Annotated in this window: 20 protein-coding genes; 4 read left to right on the forward strand and 16 right to left on the reverse strand. The window is 68.9% G+C overall.

All coding sequences use genetic code 11. From position 1 onward, the window contains the following. Positions 1-73: 73 nt before the first annotated feature. The 10 genes from queC to ruvB all read right to left on the reverse strand — a co-directional run bounded on the left by queC (position 74) and on the right by ruvB (position 7,990). A complete protein-coding gene (gene queC, locus WB794_RS01925) occupies positions 74-748 on the reverse strand; it encodes a 7-cyano-7-deazaguanine synthase QueC (RefSeq protein ID WP_337334154.1) in 675 nt (224 codons plus the stop codon). 22 nt (positions 749-770) lie between these two features. After that, positions 771-1,433, reverse strand: coding sequence for a 7-carboxy-7-deazaguanine synthase QueE (gene queE, locus WB794_RS01930; protein ID WP_337334155.1), 663 nt, complete (start codon positions 1,431-1,433; stop codon positions 771-773). Positions 1,434-1,453: 20 nt separating this feature from the next. Continuing rightward, on the reverse strand, positions 1,454-2,350 hold the full coding sequence (gene ybgF / locus WB794_RS01935; protein WP_337334156.1) for a tol-pal system protein YbgF: 897 nt from the start codon (positions 2,348-2,350) through the stop codon (positions 1,454-1,456). A gap of 3 nt (positions 2,351-2,353) precedes the next feature. Next, positions 2,354-2,866, reverse strand: a complete 513-nt coding sequence (gene pal / locus WB794_RS01940) for a peptidoglycan-associated lipoprotein Pal (protein WP_337334157.1) — start codon at positions 2,864-2,866, stop codon at positions 2,354-2,356. Positions 2,867-2,941: 75 nt separating this feature from the next. Then, on the reverse strand, positions 2,942-4,246 hold the full coding sequence (gene tolB / locus WB794_RS01945; protein ID WP_415926628.1) for a Tol-Pal system beta propeller repeat protein TolB: 1,305 nt from the start codon (positions 4,244-4,246) through the stop codon (positions 2,942-2,944). After that, complete coding sequence (gene tolA, locus WB794_RS01950; RefSeq protein WP_337334158.1) at positions 4,243-5,172, reverse strand: cell envelope integrity protein TolA; 930 nt, start codon at positions 5,170-5,172, stop codon at positions 4,243-4,245. Before tolA ends, tolB begins: the two co-directional genes overlap by 4 nt. Before the next feature lie 4 nt (positions 5,173-5,176). Continuing rightward, positions 5,177-5,611: an ExbD/TolR family protein gene (locus tag WB794_RS01955; protein WP_337334159.1), complete on the reverse strand. Its 435-nt coding sequence runs from the start codon at positions 5,609-5,611 to the stop codon at positions 5,177-5,179. A gap of 86 nt (positions 5,612-5,697) precedes the next feature. Continuing rightward, positions 5,698-6,468 carry a protein TolQ gene (tolQ, locus tag WB794_RS01960; RefSeq protein ID WP_337334160.1) on the reverse strand — a complete coding sequence of 257 codons (771 nt, stop codon included), beginning with the start codon at positions 6,466-6,468 and terminating at the stop codon, positions 5,698-5,700. A 2-nt stretch (positions 6,469-6,470) separates the two neighbouring features. After that, the gene (gene ybgC, locus WB794_RS01965) at positions 6,471-6,947 is read right to left on the reverse strand and encodes a tol-pal system-associated acyl-CoA thioesterase (RefSeq protein WP_337334161.1); all 477 of its coding nucleotides are present in this window, start codon (positions 6,945-6,947) and stop codon (positions 6,471-6,473) included. Next, entirely contained in the window at positions 6,947-7,990 is a 1,044-nt protein-coding gene (ruvB, locus tag WB794_RS01970) for a Holliday junction branch migration DNA helicase RuvB (protein ID WP_337334162.1), read from the reverse strand. The genes ybgC and ruvB overlap by 1 nt, the downstream gene beginning before the upstream one ends. A gap of 123 nt (positions 7,991-8,113) precedes the next feature. Between ruvB and WB794_RS01975 the strand changes: the two genes are divergently transcribed. Then, a complete protein-coding gene (locus WB794_RS01975; protein ID WP_337334163.1) occupies positions 8,114-8,671 on the forward strand; it encodes an ECF-type sigma factor in 558 nt (185 codons plus the stop codon). Further along, positions 8,668-11,136, forward strand: coding sequence for a serine/threonine-protein kinase (locus WB794_RS01980; RefSeq protein ID WP_337334164.1), 2,469 nt, complete (start codon positions 8,668-8,670; stop codon positions 11,134-11,136). Before WB794_RS01975 ends, WB794_RS01980 begins: the two co-directional genes overlap by 4 nt. Before the next feature lie 136 nt (positions 11,137-11,272). Here WB794_RS01980 and WB794_RS01985 read toward each other — a convergent pair whose 3' ends face one another. Then, positions 11,273-11,500: a glutaredoxin family protein gene (locus WB794_RS01985; RefSeq protein WP_337334165.1), complete on the reverse strand. Its 228-nt coding sequence runs from the start codon at positions 11,498-11,500 to the stop codon at positions 11,273-11,275. A gap of 70 nt (positions 11,501-11,570) precedes the next feature. Between WB794_RS01985 and WB794_RS01990 the strand changes: the two genes are divergently transcribed. Then, positions 11,571-12,953 (forward strand): L-serine ammonia-lyase, encoded by a 1,383-nt coding sequence (locus WB794_RS01990; RefSeq protein ID WP_337334166.1) that lies wholly within the window; start codon positions 11,571-11,573, stop codon positions 12,951-12,953. A 158-nt stretch (positions 12,954-13,111) separates the two neighbouring features. Next, entirely contained in the window at positions 13,112-13,468 is a 357-nt protein-coding gene (locus WB794_RS01995; RefSeq protein WP_337334167.1) for a DMT family protein, read from the forward strand. Between the two features lie 40 nt (positions 13,469-13,508). Here WB794_RS01995 and mazG read toward each other — a convergent pair whose 3' ends face one another. Genes mazG through gspN form a run of 5 tightly spaced genes read right to left on the reverse strand, consistent with a single transcriptional unit; the run spans position 13,509 to position 17,267 of the window. After that, positions 13,509-14,315: a nucleoside triphosphate pyrophosphohydrolase gene (gene mazG, locus WB794_RS02000; RefSeq protein ID WP_337334168.1), complete on the reverse strand. Its 807-nt coding sequence runs from the start codon at positions 14,313-14,315 to the stop codon at positions 13,509-13,511. Beyond that, positions 14,299-15,120: a 3'(2'),5'-bisphosphate nucleotidase CysQ gene (gene cysQ / locus WB794_RS02005; RefSeq protein ID WP_337334169.1), complete on the reverse strand. Its 822-nt coding sequence runs from the start codon at positions 15,118-15,120 to the stop codon at positions 14,299-14,301. Before cysQ ends, mazG begins: the two co-directional genes overlap by 17 nt. Next, complete coding sequence (gene nudE / locus WB794_RS02010; RefSeq protein ID WP_337334170.1) at positions 15,117-15,713, reverse strand: ADP compounds hydrolase NudE; 597 nt, start codon at positions 15,711-15,713, stop codon at positions 15,117-15,119. The genes cysQ and nudE overlap by 4 nt, the downstream gene beginning before the upstream one ends. After that, positions 15,706-16,509 (reverse strand): inositol monophosphatase family protein, encoded by an 804-nt coding sequence (locus WB794_RS02015; protein ID WP_337334171.1) that lies wholly within the window; start codon positions 16,507-16,509, stop codon positions 15,706-15,708. The genes nudE and WB794_RS02015 overlap by 8 nt, the downstream gene beginning before the upstream one ends. Next, the gene (gene gspN, locus WB794_RS02020; RefSeq protein WP_337334172.1) at positions 16,506-17,267 is read right to left on the reverse strand and encodes a type II secretion system protein N; all 762 of its coding nucleotides are present in this window, start codon (positions 17,265-17,267) and stop codon (positions 16,506-16,508) included. Before gspN ends, WB794_RS02015 begins: the two co-directional genes overlap by 4 nt.

Consider the following 17,267-nt stretch of genomic DNA (forward strand, 5'->3'; position numbering starts at 1 on the left):
GCGGCGCGCGAAAGGGATCGAAGTTTAGTGAGGCTGCGCCCGCGGGACAAGCGCGGGGCGCATCGCGTGCGGGTCAGGAGGCCGGTGCGTAGCGGGTGGGATCGGCCATTCCCGCCGCGTCGAAGCCCGCCGCGCGCAGGCGGCAGGCGTCGCAGCGCGCGCAGGCGCGGCCTTGCGCATCGGCCTGGTAGCAGGAGACGGTGAGGGAAAAATCCACGCCCAGGCGCGCGCCCTCCTGCGCGATGGCGGCCTTGCTCATGGCCATGAGCGGGGCGTGCACGGTGAGGCGATGGCCTTCGACGCCGGCGCGGGTGGCGAGGTTGGCGAGCGCTTCGAAGGCACGGATGAATTCGGGGCGGCAGTCCGGGTAGCCGGAATAGTCCACCGCATTCACGCCGCAAAAAAGATGCTGCGCGCCGAGCACTTCGGCCCAGCCCAGGGCGATCGACAGCATGATGGTGTTGCGCGCCGGGACGTAGGTGATCGGGATGCCCTGTTGCGGGGATTCGGGCACGTCGATGTCGGCGGTGAGCGCGGAGCCGCCGATGCTGCGCAGGTCGACGGCGACGGTCTTGTGTTCCACCGCATGCTGCGCCTGCGCCACGCGCGCGGCGGCGTCCAGCTCCGAGGTGTGGCGCTGGCCGTAGCGCACGCTGAGCGCGTGGCAGGAAAATCCCTGCTCGCGCGCCATGGCCAGGACCACGGCCGAATCCATGCCGCCGGAAACCAGCACGACTGCTTTTTTCACGAGCGTCTCCATCCGCAGGGGGTCAGCGCCCCGGCTCGTCGTTCCACAGGAGTTTGTGCAGCTGCATCTGGAAGCGCACCGGCAGGCGGTCGGCGACGATCCAGTCGGCCAGGTCGCGTTCGGAAAGCTGGCCCTTGCTGGGCGAGAACCAGACCGTGCAGCGCGTATCGAGCGCTTCGCGGCGCAGCACGTCGACCGCCCAGTCGTAATCGGCCCGATCGCAGATCACGAACTTGACCTGGTCGTGCGCGGTGAGCTGCGCAAGGTTCTGCCAGAGGTTGCGCGCCGCCTCGCCCGAGCCGGGCGTCTTGATGTCGAGGATGCGCGAAACGCGTGTATCGACGGGGGCGATATCGATCGCGCCGGAGGTTTCCAGGGAAACCTCGAAGCCGGCGTCGCAGAGGCGTTCGAGCAGGGGCAGGCAGCGCCTTTGCGCGAGCGGCTCGCCGCCGGTGACGCAAACGTGACGCACGCCGAACGCGCGCGTCTGGGCAAGCAGCGATTCGATGCTGCGCCATTCGCCGCCGTGGAATGCGTAGGCCGTGTCGCAGTAGGAGCAGCGCAGTGGGCAACCGGTGAGGCGGATGAAGACCGTCGGCCAGCCGGCATCGCGGGCTTCGCCCTGCAGGGAAACAAAGACTTCGGTGATGCGCAGCCGCAGCACTTCGGTGTCTGCGGCGTCCATGTTCCGCTCTGCGCCGAAGATCAGCGGTTTTCCAGCCGCAGCGCCCGCAGACGGCCCTGCGCGAGACGCGCCACGGTGCTGTCGGGGTAGGTCTGGATCACCTGGTTGAGCGTGGACTCGGCCAGGTCCCACTGGCGCAGCTCATAGTGGCAATAGCCCACCTTGAGGAGCGCGTCGGGCACCTTGTTGCTGGCCGGAAACCGGGCCAGGAGGCGCTCGAACGTGACCAATGCGATCTGGTAGTTCTGGGTGACGTAGTAGGACTCGCCCAGCCAGTACTGCGCGTTGGGCGCGAACTCGCCGTCGGGATACTGCGCCAGGAACGACTGGAAGCGGCGAGCCGCCTCGGCGTACTGGCCGTTCTTGAGGGCGTCGAAAGCAGTGTCGTAGACGGCACGTTCGGCCGCGGGATCGGCCATCGGTTCGAGCACGGCACCGGCCGCACCGCCGTCCAGCGGCTGCGACTGCACGCCGCCATCGACGGGCGCACGCACGTCGGGCTCTTCCATCACCGAACCCACCACGCCGCCGAGCGTGCCGCCGGTGGCCGTTGCGGGCTCGCGGTCGATCAGAGGCGCAGCGGTACCCGAACCGCCTTCCAGGCGCTCCAGGCGGGAATCGAAATCGACCGCGAGATCGCGGTTGCGGCGCTCCATCTCGCGCAGCTTGAAATCCTGTTCCTCGAGCATGCCGCGCAGGGCCTGCACTTCGGACTGGAGCTGGGTCAGGCGGTTGAGCAGTTCGAGGTTGGCGTTGGCATCGGTCGCCGGAGCGGCCTGCTGCTGGCGTTCGAGCTGGGCGACGCGGTCGGCCAGGCTCAGGCGACCGCCCTGTGCGAAGGCCGCAGAAAAACACGCAGCAGTGGCCCAGAGGACCACTGCTGCGCAGGTGACGCTGAAATGACGCGACATCGACATCGATTACTTGGCGGTGTACACGATCTCGACGCGACGGTTCTGGCTCCAGCACGACTCGTTGGACGCCGTGCAGGTCGGGCGCTCTTCGCCGTAGCTGACGACGTTGAGCTGGCCGGCCGAACCGCCGTTGGCCTGCATCGCCGAGGACACGGCGTTGCCGCGACGCTCGCCCAGGCCCATGTTGTACTCCCGGGTGCCGCGCTCGTCGGCGTTGCCTTCCAGGGTGATGCGGGCGGAAGAACGGTCGCGCAGGTACTTGGAGTGGCAGGACACGATCGCGGCGAACTCCGGCTTCAGCACGTCCTGGTCGAAGTCGAAGTAGACCACGCGCTGGCGCAGGCAGGAATCGGTGTCGAGGTCGGCGGGCGTGTAGCGGCCGTCGGAAACCGGGGTGGTGTCGACCACCGGAGCCGGCGTGGGCTCGGGCGGCTGCTCGACGGGCTTGGTCTTCTTGGTGCAAGCGCCAACGGACAGGACGAGGACGGAAACGAGGGCAATACGGAACAGGGTGTTCATTGCGGCGCAATCCTTGGAGGCGTGAGGTGATCGGGAACGAATCGTTTAATTATTGAACATAGCCCGTCCAGCGAGTTACCGCTGCCTGAACGGCGACCAGGCGGGCTCCCGGACGTCGCCATCGGCTAGAACCAGACGCTGCCGTACCCGCGCATCGCTGGATACGACATACAGCACGCCGCGCTGGTTCTCGCGCGCGGCGTACAGAATCATGCTGCCATTCGGAGCGAAGCTCGGCGACTCGTCCAGGTTGCCGGGTGAAATGAAACGCACCTCGCCACCGCTACCGTGGAGCCTGTCAAGAACCGCGATACGATACACGTTTCCGGCCCCTTGCGCCATGGCGATGCGCCCACCCGGCTCGAGCGAGGCGCGTGCGTTGTACTGGCCGCTGAAGGTCACGCGCTGCGCTTCGCCGCCGGCCACGGGAACCTCGTAGATTTGCGGCTTGCCGCCGCGGTCGGAGGTGAACAGGATGCTGCGCCCGTCGATCGAGAACACCGGCTCGGTGTCGATGCTCCAGTGGCTGGTGAGCTGGGTCAGGGCGCGGCTGGCCAGGTCCATGACGTAGATTTCCGGATTGCCGGTGCGCGAGAGCGCCAGCGCCAGGCGGGTGCCGTCGGGCGAAAACGCCGGCGCGCCGTTGATGCCCTTGAAACTGGCCACCACCTCGCGCGAGCCGGTGGACAGGTCCTGGATATAGATGGACGAGGAGCCGCGCTCGAAGCTCACATAGGCCAGACGCCGGCCGTCCGGACTCCACGCCGGCGACAGCAGCGGCTCGCGCGAGCGCACCACGGTCTGCGGGTTGTAGCCGTCGGCATCGGCGATCATCAGCGAGTAGGTCATGTCGCGCCCGGTACCCACGGCGGTCACATAGGCCATGCGGGTCCAGAACGCGCCGCGCACGCCGAGGATTTTCTCGTAGACCTGATCGGCCACCTGGTGCGCGATGTCGCGCATGTTGCCGGGGCGGCCGTTGAGCGCGAGCCCCAGCAGGCGCTCCTGCTTGGCCACGTCGAACAGCTCGAACTCGGTGCGATAGCCGCCGGAAGGATCGTCCAGGATGCGCCCCACCAGAAGGTAATCCTGCTTGAGCAACCGCCAGGTGCCGAAGTTGACGTCGGACTGGCGCAGCGGGCGCTCCACCAGGTCGCGTTCGGCCAGGGTGCGGAACGAGCCGGAGCGGTTGAGGTCGGCGCGCACCACCGCCGCCACGTCGGTATCGGGCGCGACCTGCACGCCGAGATAGTCGAACGGCACCACGGCGATGGGCAGCGCCGCCGCGCTGCCGCGGATCGGATCGATTTCCAGCGTTTGCGCCTGCAGCCCGCGCAGCGGCAGCAGGACGACGGCAAGCAGCAGGAGGATGCGGATCATCGGACACAGACCTCGACGGGATAGCAGAAGGGGATGTTGAGCTTGCGTTGGAACACGCTTTCGTAGCCGCGATACGGTAGCGCCTCGCGCATGAGCGCCGCTTCAATGGAGCGGCGGGTGATGTCATCGGCCGGGCAGCGGGCGAAGTCCAGACCGCTCACCTGGCCGCCGACCATCTGGGTAACGCCGACGTAGCAGCGCAGGCCGGGGCGCAGGCTGTCGGGGCGCAGCCAGTTGCGGTCCACCTGCTGCTGGATCGCGAGCTGGTAGCGGCCCAGAAGACCATCGTCGGTGCCCTGGTTGCCGAGGCGATCGGACGGCGGCGCGGTGGAGGCCGGCGCGGAGGAAGCGTCCGCCGCTTGCTGCCGCATGTCGGTGATCTGCCTGAGTTTTTCCTCTTCCAGGCGGCGGCGTTTCTCGGCCTCCTCGCGCTGGCGGCGGATATCGGCGAGCTGCTTGTCGCGCTCGGCCTGCTGCTGGGCGAGGCGCTGGCGGCGCTCGGCCTCCTGCTGCTGCTTCTGCTCTTCCAGCAGCACCTGTTCCTGCCGACGCCGCTCTTCCTGCTCGCGGCGCGCGTCTTCGGCCTTCCGGGCCGCTTCACGCACGATGCGCTCCTGGTCCACGGCGTCGGGCTTGGGCACCGGGGCCTGCGGTGTGGGCTGGGGTGGCTGCACCGCCTCCTGCGGCTTGGGTTCGGGCGTGGGCTGCGGGCGCGGCCGGGACTGCGGCGCGGCGGGTGTCGGACGCGGTGCGGCAGGCGGTGCCGCCAGCGTGTCGGTCAACACCGCTTCGATCGTGCCGCCGGCCACGGACAGCGGCTGCGGCGTGCGCTGGAACAGCAGCCCGACGAAAAGGAACCCGAGCAGCAGCAGGTGCAGGCCCAGCGCCTGCAGGATCGCGAGCAGGTTGTCGCGGCGCTCCTGCATCGGTTCAGCGCCCCGCCTTGCCTGCGGATTCGCCCATGAAGGTGATGCGCACCACGCCGGCGCGCTGCAGCGTCGCCATCGCACCATAGATCAGCGAATACTGTGCGCCCATGTCGCCGGCAATGTAGACGGCGGTCTGGGGATCCTGGCGTACGAAGGCGGCGATGCGGGCTTCCAGCGCGGCTTCGTCCAGCTCCTCGGCCTGCTGGCCCTGCAGGGTCAGCAGGTAGCGCCCGTCTTTCGTGACGCCCACGATGATCGGATCCTTGGGCGCTTCCATGGCGCGCGCGTTGGCCTCGGGCAGCTTCACGTCCACGCCCAGCCGCAGCAGCGGCGCGGTCACCATGAAGATGATGAGCAACACCAGCATCACGTCGATGTAGGGAACGACGTTGATCTCGGCTTTCAGCCGGCGACGTTTGCGAAGGCGCATGCTCATGGAATCACCCTGGCTCGGACGCGCGCCGGCGGGCGCGCTGCGGACTCGAAGAACGGTGGAACGGCGGCGGCGGGGCTATGCGAGGCTCAATACTCGTCGTGCGGTGCCTGCCGCTGCAGGATCGAGCTGAACTCCTCGGCGAAGGCCTCATAGCGCACGTTGATGCGATCGACCTTGGTCGCGAAGCGGTTGTAGGCCCACACCGCCGGGATGGCGGCGAACAGACCCATCGCGGTGGCGACCAGCGCCTCGGAGATGCCCGGGGCCACGGTGGCGATGGTGGCTTCCTTCATCGAGGCCAAGCCGTGGAACGAGATCATGATGCCCCACACCGTGCCGAACAGGCCGACGTAGGGGCTGATGGAGCCGACGTTGGCGAGCAGTTCAAGATTGCTCTCCAGCCCATCGACCTCGCGCGCGAGGCTGGCGCGCATCGCGCGCTGCGCGCCCTCGATCTGGGTGCGCGAATCCATGCCGCGCTTCTGCCGCAGGCGGGCGAACTCGCGGAAACCGGCTTCGAAGATGGCGGCAAGCCCGGTCGGGCGCTGGTCACTTCCGGAAACTTCGCGAAACAGCGCGGCGAGGTCGCCGCCGGACCAGAACCGTTCCTCGAAATCGTCCGCCGCGCGGTTCGCGCCGCGCAACACGCGGTGCTTGCGGAAGATGATCGCCCAGGACGCCACCGAGGCCAGGAGCAACAGGACAATCACCAGCTGCACCGGCAGGCTCGCGTGCAGGATGAGCTGGAGGTAATCCAGCCCGGCGTCCGGTGCCGCGGGCAGGCCCGGAATGGGCGCATCCGGCAGCGGCGAAGCGCCAGCCGGGGCGGCGGACTGCAGCAGGGCCAGGAACATCATCGTCAGCTCACCTCGGTCATCGAATTGCGGAATTGCGCCTGCAGCCCGTCGGGCAAGGCACGCGGGCGGAACGTGGATGCCGCAAGGCAGGCCACGCGGACTTCGGCCTCCAGCAGCACCCGCGCGTCGCAAGGGCGGGCAATGCGCTGGGCGAACGTCACGCTGGCCCGCCCGACCCCGACGAGGCGGACCTCGACCTCGAGCGCGTCATCCAGCCGCGCCGGTGCCAGGAAATCCAGGCGCATGCCGCGCACCGCGAACACCACGTCGTCACGATCGCGCAGCGCCTGCTGCGAAACGCCAAGCGCGCGCAGCCATTCGGTCCGCGCGCGCTCCAGAAAACGCACATAGGCGGCGTGGTACACCACCCCGCCGGCATCGGTATCTTCCCAGTAAACCCGTATCGGCAGGCTGAACGCCTGTGCCTCGGGAATCGGGAATCGGGAGTCGGGAGTCGGCGCGACCGGCGGAGACGGCATCAGAACAGCGCCCCCGATTCTCCATTCTCCATTCCCGATTCACGCGCCCGAGGCACCAGCCCAAGGTGCCGGTACGCCTTGGCGCTGGCCATGCGGCCGCGCGCGGTGCGAATCAGGTAACCCTGCTGGATGAGGTAGGGCTCGATCACGTCTTCCAGCGTGCCGCGCTCCTCGCTCAGCGCCGCGGCGAGGGACTCGATGCCGACCGGGCCGCCGTCGAAACTCTCGATGATCATGGTCAGCATGCGCCGGTCGAGCTGGTCGAAGCCTTCCGGGTCGACTTTGAGCATGGCCATCGCCGCGTCGGCGATGGCGCGGGTGATGACGCCATCGCCCTTGACCTGCGCGTAGTCGCGCACCCGTCGCAGCAGGCGGTTGGCGATGCGCGGGGTGCCGCGCGCGCGGCGCGCGATCTCGCCCGCGCCCTCCGGTTCGCAGGGGATCTCGAGGATCTGCGCGGAACGGCGCACGATGCGGGTCAGCTCATCGACCGTGTAGAACTCCAGCCGCTGCACGATGCCGAAGCGGTCGCGCAGCGGCGCGGTGAGCAGGCCCGCGCGCGTGGTGGCACCGACCAGGGTGAAGGGCGGCAGATCGAGCTTGATCGAGCGCGCGGCCGGGCCTTCGCCGATCATGATGTCGATCTGGTAGTCCTCCATCGCCGGATACAGCACCTCCTCCACCACCGGCTGCATGCGATGGATCTCGTCGATGAAGAGGACGTCGTGCGGCTGCAGGTTGGTCAGGAGTGCGGCCAGATCGCCGGCCTTCTCGATCACCGGGCCGGAGGTCTGGCGCAGGTTCACGCCCAGCTCGTTGGCGATGACGTGCGACAGGGTGGTCTTGCCCAGCCCGGGCGGGCCGAAGATCAGCACGTGGTCGAGCGCTTCGCCGCGCTGCTTCGCCGCGTCGATGTAGATGCGCAGCTGTTCGCGCACCGCCTGCTGGCCAAGGTACTGGTCGAGCGTGCGCGGACGGATGTGGGCCTCGGCCGCGGCGTCCTCGGAGGTGGCATCTGCGGCAATGATGCGATCGGAAGTCATCTGGCCATTGTCACCCAAATCCGCTGCGCGTGGGTCGCATCCGCCGCGTGCCACCCCGCCGCCGCGTCCGGCGATGTCACCAGCCAATGGTGATGTCACCTGCGGCAGGTATCATCGCACCCCATGACGGCCCCACCTCTCGACAACGCACCCATCACGCAGTTGCTGCGCGCCTGGTCGGACGGCAAGGACGGTGCCTCCAACGCACTGGCCGATCAGGTCTATGCCGAGCTGCACCGCATTGCGAGCGTGCAGCTGCAGCGCGAGCGCCGGCCGCAGCTGGAGGCGGCCGAGCTGGTCCACGAGGCCTGGATGCGGGTGGGACAGGCGCATGTCGCCTTCCCCACCCGCCAGCACTTTTTCGCCTTCGCCGCGCTGCAGATGCGCCGGCTCCTGGTCGACCTTGCGCGCAGCGCCCGGGCGCGGCCCGGGCAGTCGGACCCGGCCACCCTGAGCCTTCGCCTGGTCGATCCTTCGCCGCAGCCCGCCGATCTTGCGATCCTCGGCAATGCGCTCGACCAGCTGGAAAAACTCGATGAGCGCAAGTCGCAGGCGTTTGCGCTCGCCGAACTTGCGGGATTCCCGCACGATGAAATCGCCGAGATCCTGGCCATCTCGACCGCCACGCTGGAACGCGACCTGCGCTTCGCGCGCATCTGGCTTGCATCGAGACTGGCATGAGTACCGCCATCCGCTGGCAGCGGCTCCAGGATCTGTTCCACGCGGCCTGCGAGCTGCCGGCGGACGCACGCGACGCCTTTGCGCGAAGCAGCGCAAGCGACGATCCGCTGCTGCTGGACGAGCTGCTGCGCATGCTCGACATCGAGAGCCAGGCCACCCACCGCATGCGCAAGCCCGCCGTCAGCGTGATGGAGCTGCTCGCCTCCAATGCCACGCTGCCGCCCGGCACCCGCTTCGGCCCCTGGGCCATCGACGAACCGCTTGGCCACGGCGGCATGGGCGCCGTGTACCTGGCCCATCGTGCCGACGGTGCCTACCAGCGCCAGGTGGCGCTCAAGCTCATCGACCGCATCGGGCTGGACAGCCAGCAGCGCGCGTTCTTCGAGGTCGAGCGCCAGATGCTGGCGCAGATGCGTCATCCGGTCATCGCGCTGATCCACGATGCCGGAACCGACGCCGATGACCGCCCCTGGCTGGTAATGGAATACATCGAAGGCGAGCCGATTTCGCGCTACTGCGAAAATCACGCGCTGCCGCTGCGCGAGCGCCTTGCGCTGTTCCTGCGCGTATGCGACGGAGTCCAGCATGCGCACCAGAAAGGCGTGGTGCACCGTGACATCAAGCCGGCCAACGTGCTGGTGGAAGAGGTTGACGGCATCGCGCGCCCGCGCATCATCGATTTCGGCATTGCGGCCGGTATCGGAGGCACCGCGCAGGCCGCGGGAACGCCGGGCTACATGAGTCCCGAGCAGCGCGATCCGAACGGCCGCTGCGACAGCCGCTGCGACGTGTACGCCCTGGGTGCACTGCTGTACGAGCTGATGGCGGGCGAACGGCCGCCCGCGGAAAACGCGGGGCCGGATGCCCCCACGCCCTCGCACCGTCTGGCGACGATCCCTGACGACACCCTCCGAGCCCACGCGCGCCAGTGCGGATCCACGCCGGCCGCCCTGCTCAGCACGCTGCGCAGCGACCTGGACTGGATCGTGCGCAAGGCGATGGCGGAAGATCCCGAGCAGCGTTACGCATCCGTCGCGCTGCTGGCTGAAGATCTGGGCCGCTACCTCGACGGATACCCGGTCAACGCCGCACCGCCGCGCCGCGCCCAGGCGGTGCGCAAGTTCATTCGCCGCCATCGCATCGGCACCGTCGCCGCCGCAACCGTGCTGCTGGCCCTGGTCTGCGGCCTCGTCGCGACCACCTGGGCGCTGCAGCGGGCCGAACGCGAAGCTACCCGTGCGCGCGTGACCTCCGACTTCCTCGGCAGCGTGCTGTCGAGCGTGGATCCGGACTTCGCCCGCGATCTCGATCCCACCCTCATGCTGCGCGTGCTGGATGACGCCGCCCGGCGCACCGCGGTGGAGCTGGCCGAAGATCCGGAAGGCCGGCTCGCGGTGGAGCTGGTGATTGCCGAGAGCTACACCGGCATCGGCCAGCCGCGCAAGGCGATCCCCCAGCTTCAGGCCGCACGCGAACAGGTCAACGCGCGCTTTGGCAGCGACAGCCACGAGGCGCTGCTGGTGGCGCAGCGCCTGGGCAGTGCGCTGGTCGATGCCGGGCAGTACGCCGAATCCGAAGCCGTGCTGCGCGAAGCAATCGACGTCGCCAGCCGCGATCCGCGCCGGACCGGCCCCACGCTGGAAGCCGACCTGCGTTCACGGCTGAGCTGGACGCTGCGCCAGCGCAGCCAGATGGAAGAAGCCATGGTGCAGGCACAGCGCGCCTATGACGCGCTCGAGGCGCGCGTTCCGGAAAACCACCCGCAGCTCCTCGATGCCGGACTGCGCCTGTCCATCCTGCTGAGCGATGCGGGAAAATACGACGAGGCCATCGCCCTGCTGCAGGAAATGATCGCGCGGCGCGCGGAAGACCTCGGCATCGACCACCCGCGCGTCCTGAACATGCGGCTGAGTCTTTCGGTCTTCCACCTGCAAAAGCGCGACTACGCCGGCGCGGAAACCATCCTCAAGGCGATGCTGGAGCCGGTCGCGAGCCAGTTCGGCGCAGACTCCCCGACCCTCGCCATGGTGCACGGCAACCTGGGCGGCGCGCTGCGCCAGCAGGGTGGAGTGGCCAGGATCGCCGAGGCGGGACCGCACTACCGCTTCGCCTACGAACATTCCCTGCGCCACAACGGGCCGGACGCACCGATGACCGTGATAGTGCGCGGCAACCACGCCAACTGGCTGCGCGACAACGGCCAGGCGCAGGAGTCGCGCGATGAGCTGCTGGCGGTACTGGCGCTGGCTGAAACGGTATTCGGCCCGGAAACCAGCGCCACCGCCGAGACCCTGCGCGGGCTGGGCCTGTCGCAGATCGCCCTGGGCGATCTGGCCGCGGCGCGCGCCAGCCTGGAGCGCTCGCTGGCCATCCACATCACGCTGTTCGGCAATGCGGACGGGCCGCTGGCGCGCATCCGCGAATCCATCGCCAAGCTCGAAGCGGCCGAAGCTGCGGCACCTTAGGGAAGGTCTGAACAAGGCTCCACCGTCATTCCAGCCAAGGCTGGCCGTTTCTGACAGCGGAAGGCCTGTCCAATCCATTCCAAAACAGCAACATGGACCCGGCCTTCACCGGGATGACGACTTGTTCAGAGGTGCCTCAGCGCGCGAGGAAGCGCGCCAGCCGGGCGGCATCGAACGGCCAGTCGAGCTCCACACCCGAGTCCCCGCAGCGCAGCACCGGAACGCGCGCACCGTAGCGCGCCTCGAGCGCGGCGTCCCCATCGATGAAGAGGCTTTCGAAGTCGGGCGCGCCGGCGCTTGCGAGCACGTCCAGCGCCAGGTCGCACAGGTGGCAATCATCGCGCTGGAAGAGGATCAGGTTCACGGATTGCCGGGGTTCACATCGCGTTGGAGCAATCGCTCTAGAATAGCGGGTTCTCCCCGGAGTGGTGGTCATGGCCGTCAGCATCTTCGATCTTCTGAAAATCGGTATCGGCCCGTCCAGCTCGCACACCGTCGGCCCGATGCGGGCCGCGACGCGCTTCGTCGACCACCACATCCGCGACGCCGGGCTGATGGAGCGGGTGGCGCGGGTGCGCGCCGAGGTGTTCGGCTCCCTCGCACTGACCGGCCGCGGCCACGGCACCGACAAGGCGCTGATGCTGGGGCTGGAAGGCCATGAACCCAACCGCATCGACCCGGACATCGTGCCGGCCACGCTGGAGCGCATCCGCGGCGAGAAGGCCCTGATGCTGGGCGGCGTCAAGCGCATCGGCTTCGAGGAAAAGCGCGACCTTGCGATGAACAAGCGGCAGAAATTGCCGTTCCACACCAACGGCATGCGCTTCACCGCCTTCGGTGCGGACGACGCGGTGCTGGCCACGCGCGACTACTACTCGGTCGGCGGCGGCTTCGTGGTCAATCCCGACGAGGCCGCCGCCGACCGCATCGTGCCCGACACCACGCCCCTGCCCTATCCGTTCCACAGCGGCGACGAACTGCTGGCACAGGCGCGCGACAGCGGGCTTTCCATCGCCCGGATCATGTTCGCCAACGAGGAGGCCTGGCGCTCGCCGGAGGAAATCCGCACCGGCCTGCGCGAGATCTGGTCCACGATGCAGGCGTGCGTGGCGCGCGGCATCCGCGCCGAGGGCAACCTGCCCGGCGGCCTGCACGTCTCGCGCCGCGCGCCGGCGCTGTACCACGAACTGCTGTCGCGCCCGGAGGCGGCGATGCGCGACCCGCTCACCACGCTCGACTGGGTGAACCTCTATGCGCTGGCGGTGAACGAGGAGAACGCCGCCGGCGGGCGCGTCGTGACGGCGCCGACCAACGGTGCCGCCGGCATCATCCCGGCGGTCGGCCACTACTACGAGCGCTTCATTCCCGGTGCGAGCGAACAGGGCATTTTCGACTACCTGCTCACCGCCGGAGCCATCGGCATCCTCTACAAGGAAAACGCCAGCATCTCCGGTGCCGAAGTCGGCTGTCAGGGCGAGGTCGGCGTGGCCTGCTCGATGGCCGCCGGCGGCCTGACCGCCGCGCTGGGCGGCACGCCTTCGCAGATCGAGAACGCCGCGGAAATCGGCATGGAGCACAACCTCGGCCTGACCTGCGACCCCATCGCCGGACTGGTGCAGATTCCCTGCATCGAGCGCAACGCGATGGGTTCGATCAAGGCCATCAACGCCTCGCGCATGGCGCTGCGCGGCGACGGCAAGCACAAGGTCAGCCTCGACAAGGTGATCAAGACCATGCGCGACACCGGCCGCGACATGATGGACAAGTACAAGGAAACCAGCCGCGGCGGCCTGGCGGTGAACGTCATCGAGTGCTGAGCGCGGAATCGCGAGCAGGATCGCTCCCGCAAAACCAGGCGCTTGTGGAGGTTTCCGGACCAGCTCGACGCTCCGAAAACACCCTTGCGCAATCCGCCCCGGCTCCCGGTCCGGAAACGTTCGCAAATTCCACAGACTCTGACGGAACGCATCGCGCCATGCCCGCCGCACCGACGCTCTGGACCTATCTGATACCGGTCCTGCTTCTGGCCTGCTCCAATCTGTTCATGACCTTCGCCTGGTACGGGCACCTCAAGTTCAAGGGCGCGCCGATCCTGCTGGTCATCCTGGTCAGCTGGCTGATCGCCCTGCCCGAATACCTCTTCCAGGTGCCGGCCAACCGCATGGGCCACGCGGTCTACACCCTGCCCCAGCTCAAGACGATCCAGGAGGTCATCACCCTGACGGTCTTCATCGGCTTCTCGGTCTGGGTCATGGGCGAGCCGATCAAGTGGAACCACCTGGCCGGCTTCGCGCTGATGATCGTGGCGGCCTGGCTGATCTTCCGGGCCTGACCGCCCGCAGCCGCCGGCGTGCCAGTCTTGCGGGGAAGCGCTAGGAGCCCGCGTGTCCGCCATCCGCCTGCAGGCGCTTGACCTCGCGCCACAGCGCTTCCTGTGCCTCCAGACCCAAGGCGTCGAAGGCCAGCCCGCGCGATGCGGCAAGCGACTCCATCGCGCGGAAGCGCCGCTCGAACTTGGCGTTGGCCTGCCGCAGCGCCGCACCGGGATCGACCCTGGCGTGACGCGCGAGGTTGACGCAGACGAACAGCACGTCGCCGATTTCGTCCTCCAGCCGCACGGGATCCGCGCCCTGCGCCAGCTCGACCTCGACCTCGACGATCTCCTCGCGCAGCTTGTCCAGCACCGGCGCGACATCGGGCCAGTCGTAGCCGGTTCGCGCGGCGCGCTTTTGCAGCTTCAGGGCGCGCAGCCACTCGGGCAATCCCGCCGCCACGCCCGCGAGCGCGCTCGGATCGTCATCGGTGGCGCGCCGCTCCTCGCGCTTGATCGCCTCCCAGTTCGCGGCCACTGTCTCGGCGTCGTTCGCATCCGCATCGCCAAAGACGTGCGGATGGCGGCGGACCAGCTTGTCGCGCAGGCCGCGCGCCACGTCGTCGAAATCGAACGCGCCCTCTTCGCTGGCCATCTGCGCGTGGAAGATCACCTGGAACAGCAGGTCGCCCAGCTCATCCTTGAGCGCGGCGCGGTCGTCGCGGGCGATGGCGTCGGCGACCTCGTAGGCTTCCTCGATGGTATAGGGCGCGATGGAGGAAAAATCCTGCGCCCGGTCCCACGGGCAGCCGCGGGCGGGATCGCGCAGGCGGGCCATGATGGCCAGCAGTTCATCCATCGAGGCCATCGATCCACGCCTTCCAGGGCAGGTCGGCATCGCCCAGCGCGATGAAGTCCGGATTGAGCAGCGAGGGGCCGCGGTTGTAGCGCAGCGGCTGGCCATCGAGCCCCAGCACCGCGCCGCCCGCCGCTTCCAGCACGCACTGGCCGGCAGCGGTGTCCCACTCCGAGGTCGGCCCGAAGCGGGGATAGACGTCGGCGCAGCCTTCCGCGATGCGGCAGAACTTGAGCGAAGACCCCAGGCCCATGCGCGCATGCTCACCGATCGCATCGAGCGCGCGCGCGGTGCGCGCATCCAGGTGCGAGCGGCTGGCGGCAACGCGCAGCGGAGCCTGCGCCGGGCGTCGGGTTGCCAGCGCCATGTCGCGATCCACGTTCGCTTCGCGCAGCCAGCAGCCCACGCCGCGACGCGCATGCACCAGATAATCGAGCACCGGCGCATGCACCACGCCCAGCACCGGCACGCCGTCCTCGATGAGCGCGATGTTCACGGTGAACTCGCCGTTGCGCTTGACGAACTCGCGGGTGCCGTCGAGCGGATCGACCAGCCAGTAGCGCGACCAGGTACGCCGCGTGTCCCAGTCGATATCGGCCCCCTCCTCCGACAGCAGCGGCAGGTCCGGTGCCAGTTCGGCCAGGCGCTCGGCGATCACGCGATGGGCGGCAAGATCGGCGGCGGTGAGCGGCGAACGGTCGCTCTTGGCCTGAACCGGGAAGTCGGTGCCGTAAACCGCGAGGATCGCGCTGCCGGCCTCGCGCGCGATGGCGACGAGTGCGGCCTGCCACGCCTGCGGGATCGGCGCGTGGCTCATGTCGGCACGGCCATCGCACGCGGGGCATCCGCGGGCAGGCTGCCGGCGTCGCGCTGGTGCAGGTATTCGCGCACGATGAAGGCGGCGGCCAGCGAGCGGCCGTCCGAGCAGTCCTCGCGCAGCATCAGCCGGTCGAGCTCGTCCAGCTTCCACGGCACCACTTCCAGTTCCTCGGGCTCATCGCCGGGCAGGCGCTCGGGATAGAGGTCCTCGGCCAGCACCAGCCAGCTGTGGTAGGGCATGTAGGCCGGAACCAGGGTCATCTCGCGCAGCACGGTGAGGCGGCGCGCGCCGAACCCGGCCTCCTCTTTCAGCTCGCGCACCGCCGCCACTTCCAGGGACTCGCCCGGATCGATGCGCCCCTTCACCAGCCCGAGCTCGTAGCGGTGCACGGCGCAGGCGTATTCACGCACCAGCAGCAGCGTGCCGCGATCGCGCATCGCGGCCACCACCACCGCGCCCTGGCCGCGCGGCACCATGCGCTCGAAGGTGCGCTCGGCATTGTTGGAAAAGCGCAGGTCGACGCGCTCGATCTGGAAGCGCCCGCCGTAATCCAGGGTGCGGCGGGCGAGGATGTCGGGAAGTTTACGCATCGTTCCATCCGTGAAAGCGCTCGCGCACGCCGGCGTGCAGCGCCGGAACGGCGGCCAGCACGCTGCGCGTGTCGAGATCCGGCGGAGCGCCGGAAAGGTCGGTGAAGACGCCGCCGGCCTCGCGCACGATGACGGCCAGGGCCGCCACGTCGAGGATGCTGACGTCCGATTCGATCACCACATCCACGCTGCCCTGGGCGAGCAGGTGGTAGTGCAGGAAGTCGCCGTAACCGCGGCCGCGGTTGGCTTCGACCAGAAGCTGGCCGAGCGCGCTCCAGCGCGGGCCCTGCGCGAGGGACTTGAGGTTGCCGGTGGATACCACCGCCTGCGCGACCTCGGCAGTCTCGGCGACCCTGAGCGGCACGCCGTCGAGGAAGGCACCACCGCCGCGCCGCGCCCAGGCCATCTGGCCGAACTGGCTGGCGCAGGAGACGCCCAGCACCAGCTCGCCGCGATGCATCAGCGCGATCTGGGTGGAGAACACCGGGTTGCGCCGCACGAAGCTTTTGGTGCCGTCGAGCGGATCGACCAGCCAGAGGAAGTCGCCCTCGCCTTCGCGCCCGGCCTCCTCGCCGTGAATCGCGTGGTCCGGAAAGGCCTCGCGCAGCACCGCGCGAATGGCGCCCTCGGCCTCGATGTCGGCCTGGGTGACGGGCGTGGCGTCGGGCTTGAGCGTGACCTGCGCGCCGCCGCGGTAATACCCGTCGATGATTGCCGCCGCCGCGCGCGCGGCGCGGCGCGCCACGTCGAGCGCGCGATCGAGAAACGCAGCATCGGGCGCAGGTGCCGAGGTCAAGATCCCTTCCCTGCCAGCCCGCCCTTCACCTCGTACACCACGCTGCCGTCGGGCTGCATCTGGCCGATATGCCGCAAGGCGCGCTGCACCTGCGGATCGTCGTCGCGCGCGCGCAGCGTGGCCCGGGCCTCGAAGCCCATGAGGGTGGTGCGGAACGAGCCGTCCAGCGCCAGCGGGCCATCGCCCTGATCACCCAGGGTGCCGCCGAAGCCGCCGCCGTCGAGCGCGCCGAAGCGGGCCTGCAGGGTTCCGAACGTGGCCTGCTCGCCTCCGCTCACGCCGGCGTCGCGCCAGGTCGCCTGCCCGGTGAGCGCCACCGGCACCCGACCGCGAAGCTCCAGGTCTTCGATCACGAGATCGACATTGCCGACCAGGGTCAGGGCCGGGACATCCAGCAGCCGCTCCATGCGCGCCGCCGGGAACCGCACCTTCGCCCCTGCGATGCGCACGCTGCCGTCGCGCGCGGCGACCACGCGGCCGGTGCCATCGAGCGCCTGCCCCTGGAGCGCCAGGTCGGCATCGATCTGCCCGCGCAGCAGACCCGCAGGATGCACGGTCCATTGCAGCCGCCCCAGGTCCGCGCCATTGCGCAGCACACGCTCGGCGCGGCCCGACCAGACCGTGCCGGCGACCTCTTCCAGCTGCACCGGCAGCCTGGACGACGGCAGCAGGCGCACGGCCAGCTTCGCGGGGAAAGTCGCCGCCACGATCGCCAGCACGACGATCGCCAACACCAACAGCCAGAACAGACGCTTCAT

Origin of the sequence: Denitratimonas tolerans (assembly GCF_037203605.1) — a bacterium.
GTDB classification, from domain to species: domain Bacteria; phylum Pseudomonadota; class Gammaproteobacteria; order Xanthomonadales; family Xanthomonadaceae; genus Denitratimonas; species Denitratimonas tolerans.

Excerpts from the sequence above, each read along its gene's own strand:
- gspN (WP_337334172.1), bottom strand. The coding sequence starts at position 17,267 with ATGAAGCGTCTGTTCTGGCTGTTGGTGTTGGCGATCGTCGTGCTGGCG.
- ruvB (WP_337334162.1), bottom strand. The coding sequence starts at position 7,990 with ATGACTTCCGATCGCATCATTGCCGCAGATGCCACCTCCGAGGACGCC.
- nudE (WP_337334170.1), bottom strand. The coding sequence starts at position 15,713 with ATGCGTAAACTTCCCGACATCCTCGCCCGCCGCACCCTGGATTACGGC.
- ybgC (WP_337334161.1), bottom strand. The coding sequence starts at position 6,947 with ATGCCGTCTCCGCCGGTCGCGCCGACTCCCGACTCCCGATTCCCGATT.
- tolQ (WP_337334160.1), bottom strand. The coding sequence starts at position 6,468 with ATGATGTTCCTGGCCCTGCTGCAGTCCGCCGCCCCGGCTGGCGCTTCG.
- queE (WP_337334155.1), bottom strand. The coding sequence starts at position 1,433 with ATGGACGCCGCAGACACCGAAGTGCTGCGGCTGCGCATCACCGAAGTC.
- WB794_RS01995 (WP_337334167.1), top strand. The coding sequence starts at position 13,112 with ATGCCCGCCGCACCGACGCTCTGGACCTATCTGATACCGGTCCTGCTT.
- WB794_RS01955 (WP_337334159.1), bottom strand. The coding sequence starts at position 5,611 with ATGAGCATGCGCCTTCGCAAACGTCGCCGGCTGAAAGCCGAGATCAAC.
- mazG (WP_337334168.1), bottom strand. The coding sequence starts at position 14,315 with ATGGCCTCGATGGATGAACTGCTGGCCATCATGGCCCGCCTGCGCGAT.
- cysQ (WP_337334169.1), bottom strand. The coding sequence starts at position 15,120 with ATGAGCCACGCGCCGATCCCGCAGGCGTGGCAGGCCGCACTCGTCGCC.
- pal (WP_337334157.1), bottom strand. The coding sequence starts at position 2,866 with ATGAACACCCTGTTCCGTATTGCCCTCGTTTCCGTCCTCGTCCTGTCC.
- ybgF (WP_337334156.1), bottom strand. The coding sequence starts at position 2,350 with ATGTCGATGTCGCGTCATTTCAGCGTCACCTGCGCAGCAGTGGTCCTC.
- WB794_RS01990 (WP_337334166.1), top strand. The coding sequence starts at position 11,571 with ATGGCCGTCAGCATCTTCGATCTTCTGAAAATCGGTATCGGCCCGTCC.
- tolA (WP_337334158.1), bottom strand. The coding sequence starts at position 5,172 with ATGCAGGAGCGCCGCGACAACCTGCTCGCGATCCTGCAGGCGCTGGGC.
- WB794_RS01975 (WP_337334163.1), top strand. The coding sequence starts at position 8,114 with ATGACGGCCCCACCTCTCGACAACGCACCCATCACGCAGTTGCTGCGC.
- WB794_RS01980 (WP_337334164.1), top strand. The coding sequence starts at position 8,668 with ATGAGTACCGCCATCCGCTGGCAGCGGCTCCAGGATCTGTTCCACGCG.
- tolB (WP_415926628.1), bottom strand. The coding sequence starts at position 4,246 with ATGATCCGCATCCTCCTGCTGCTTGCCGTCGTCCTGCTGCCGCTGCGC.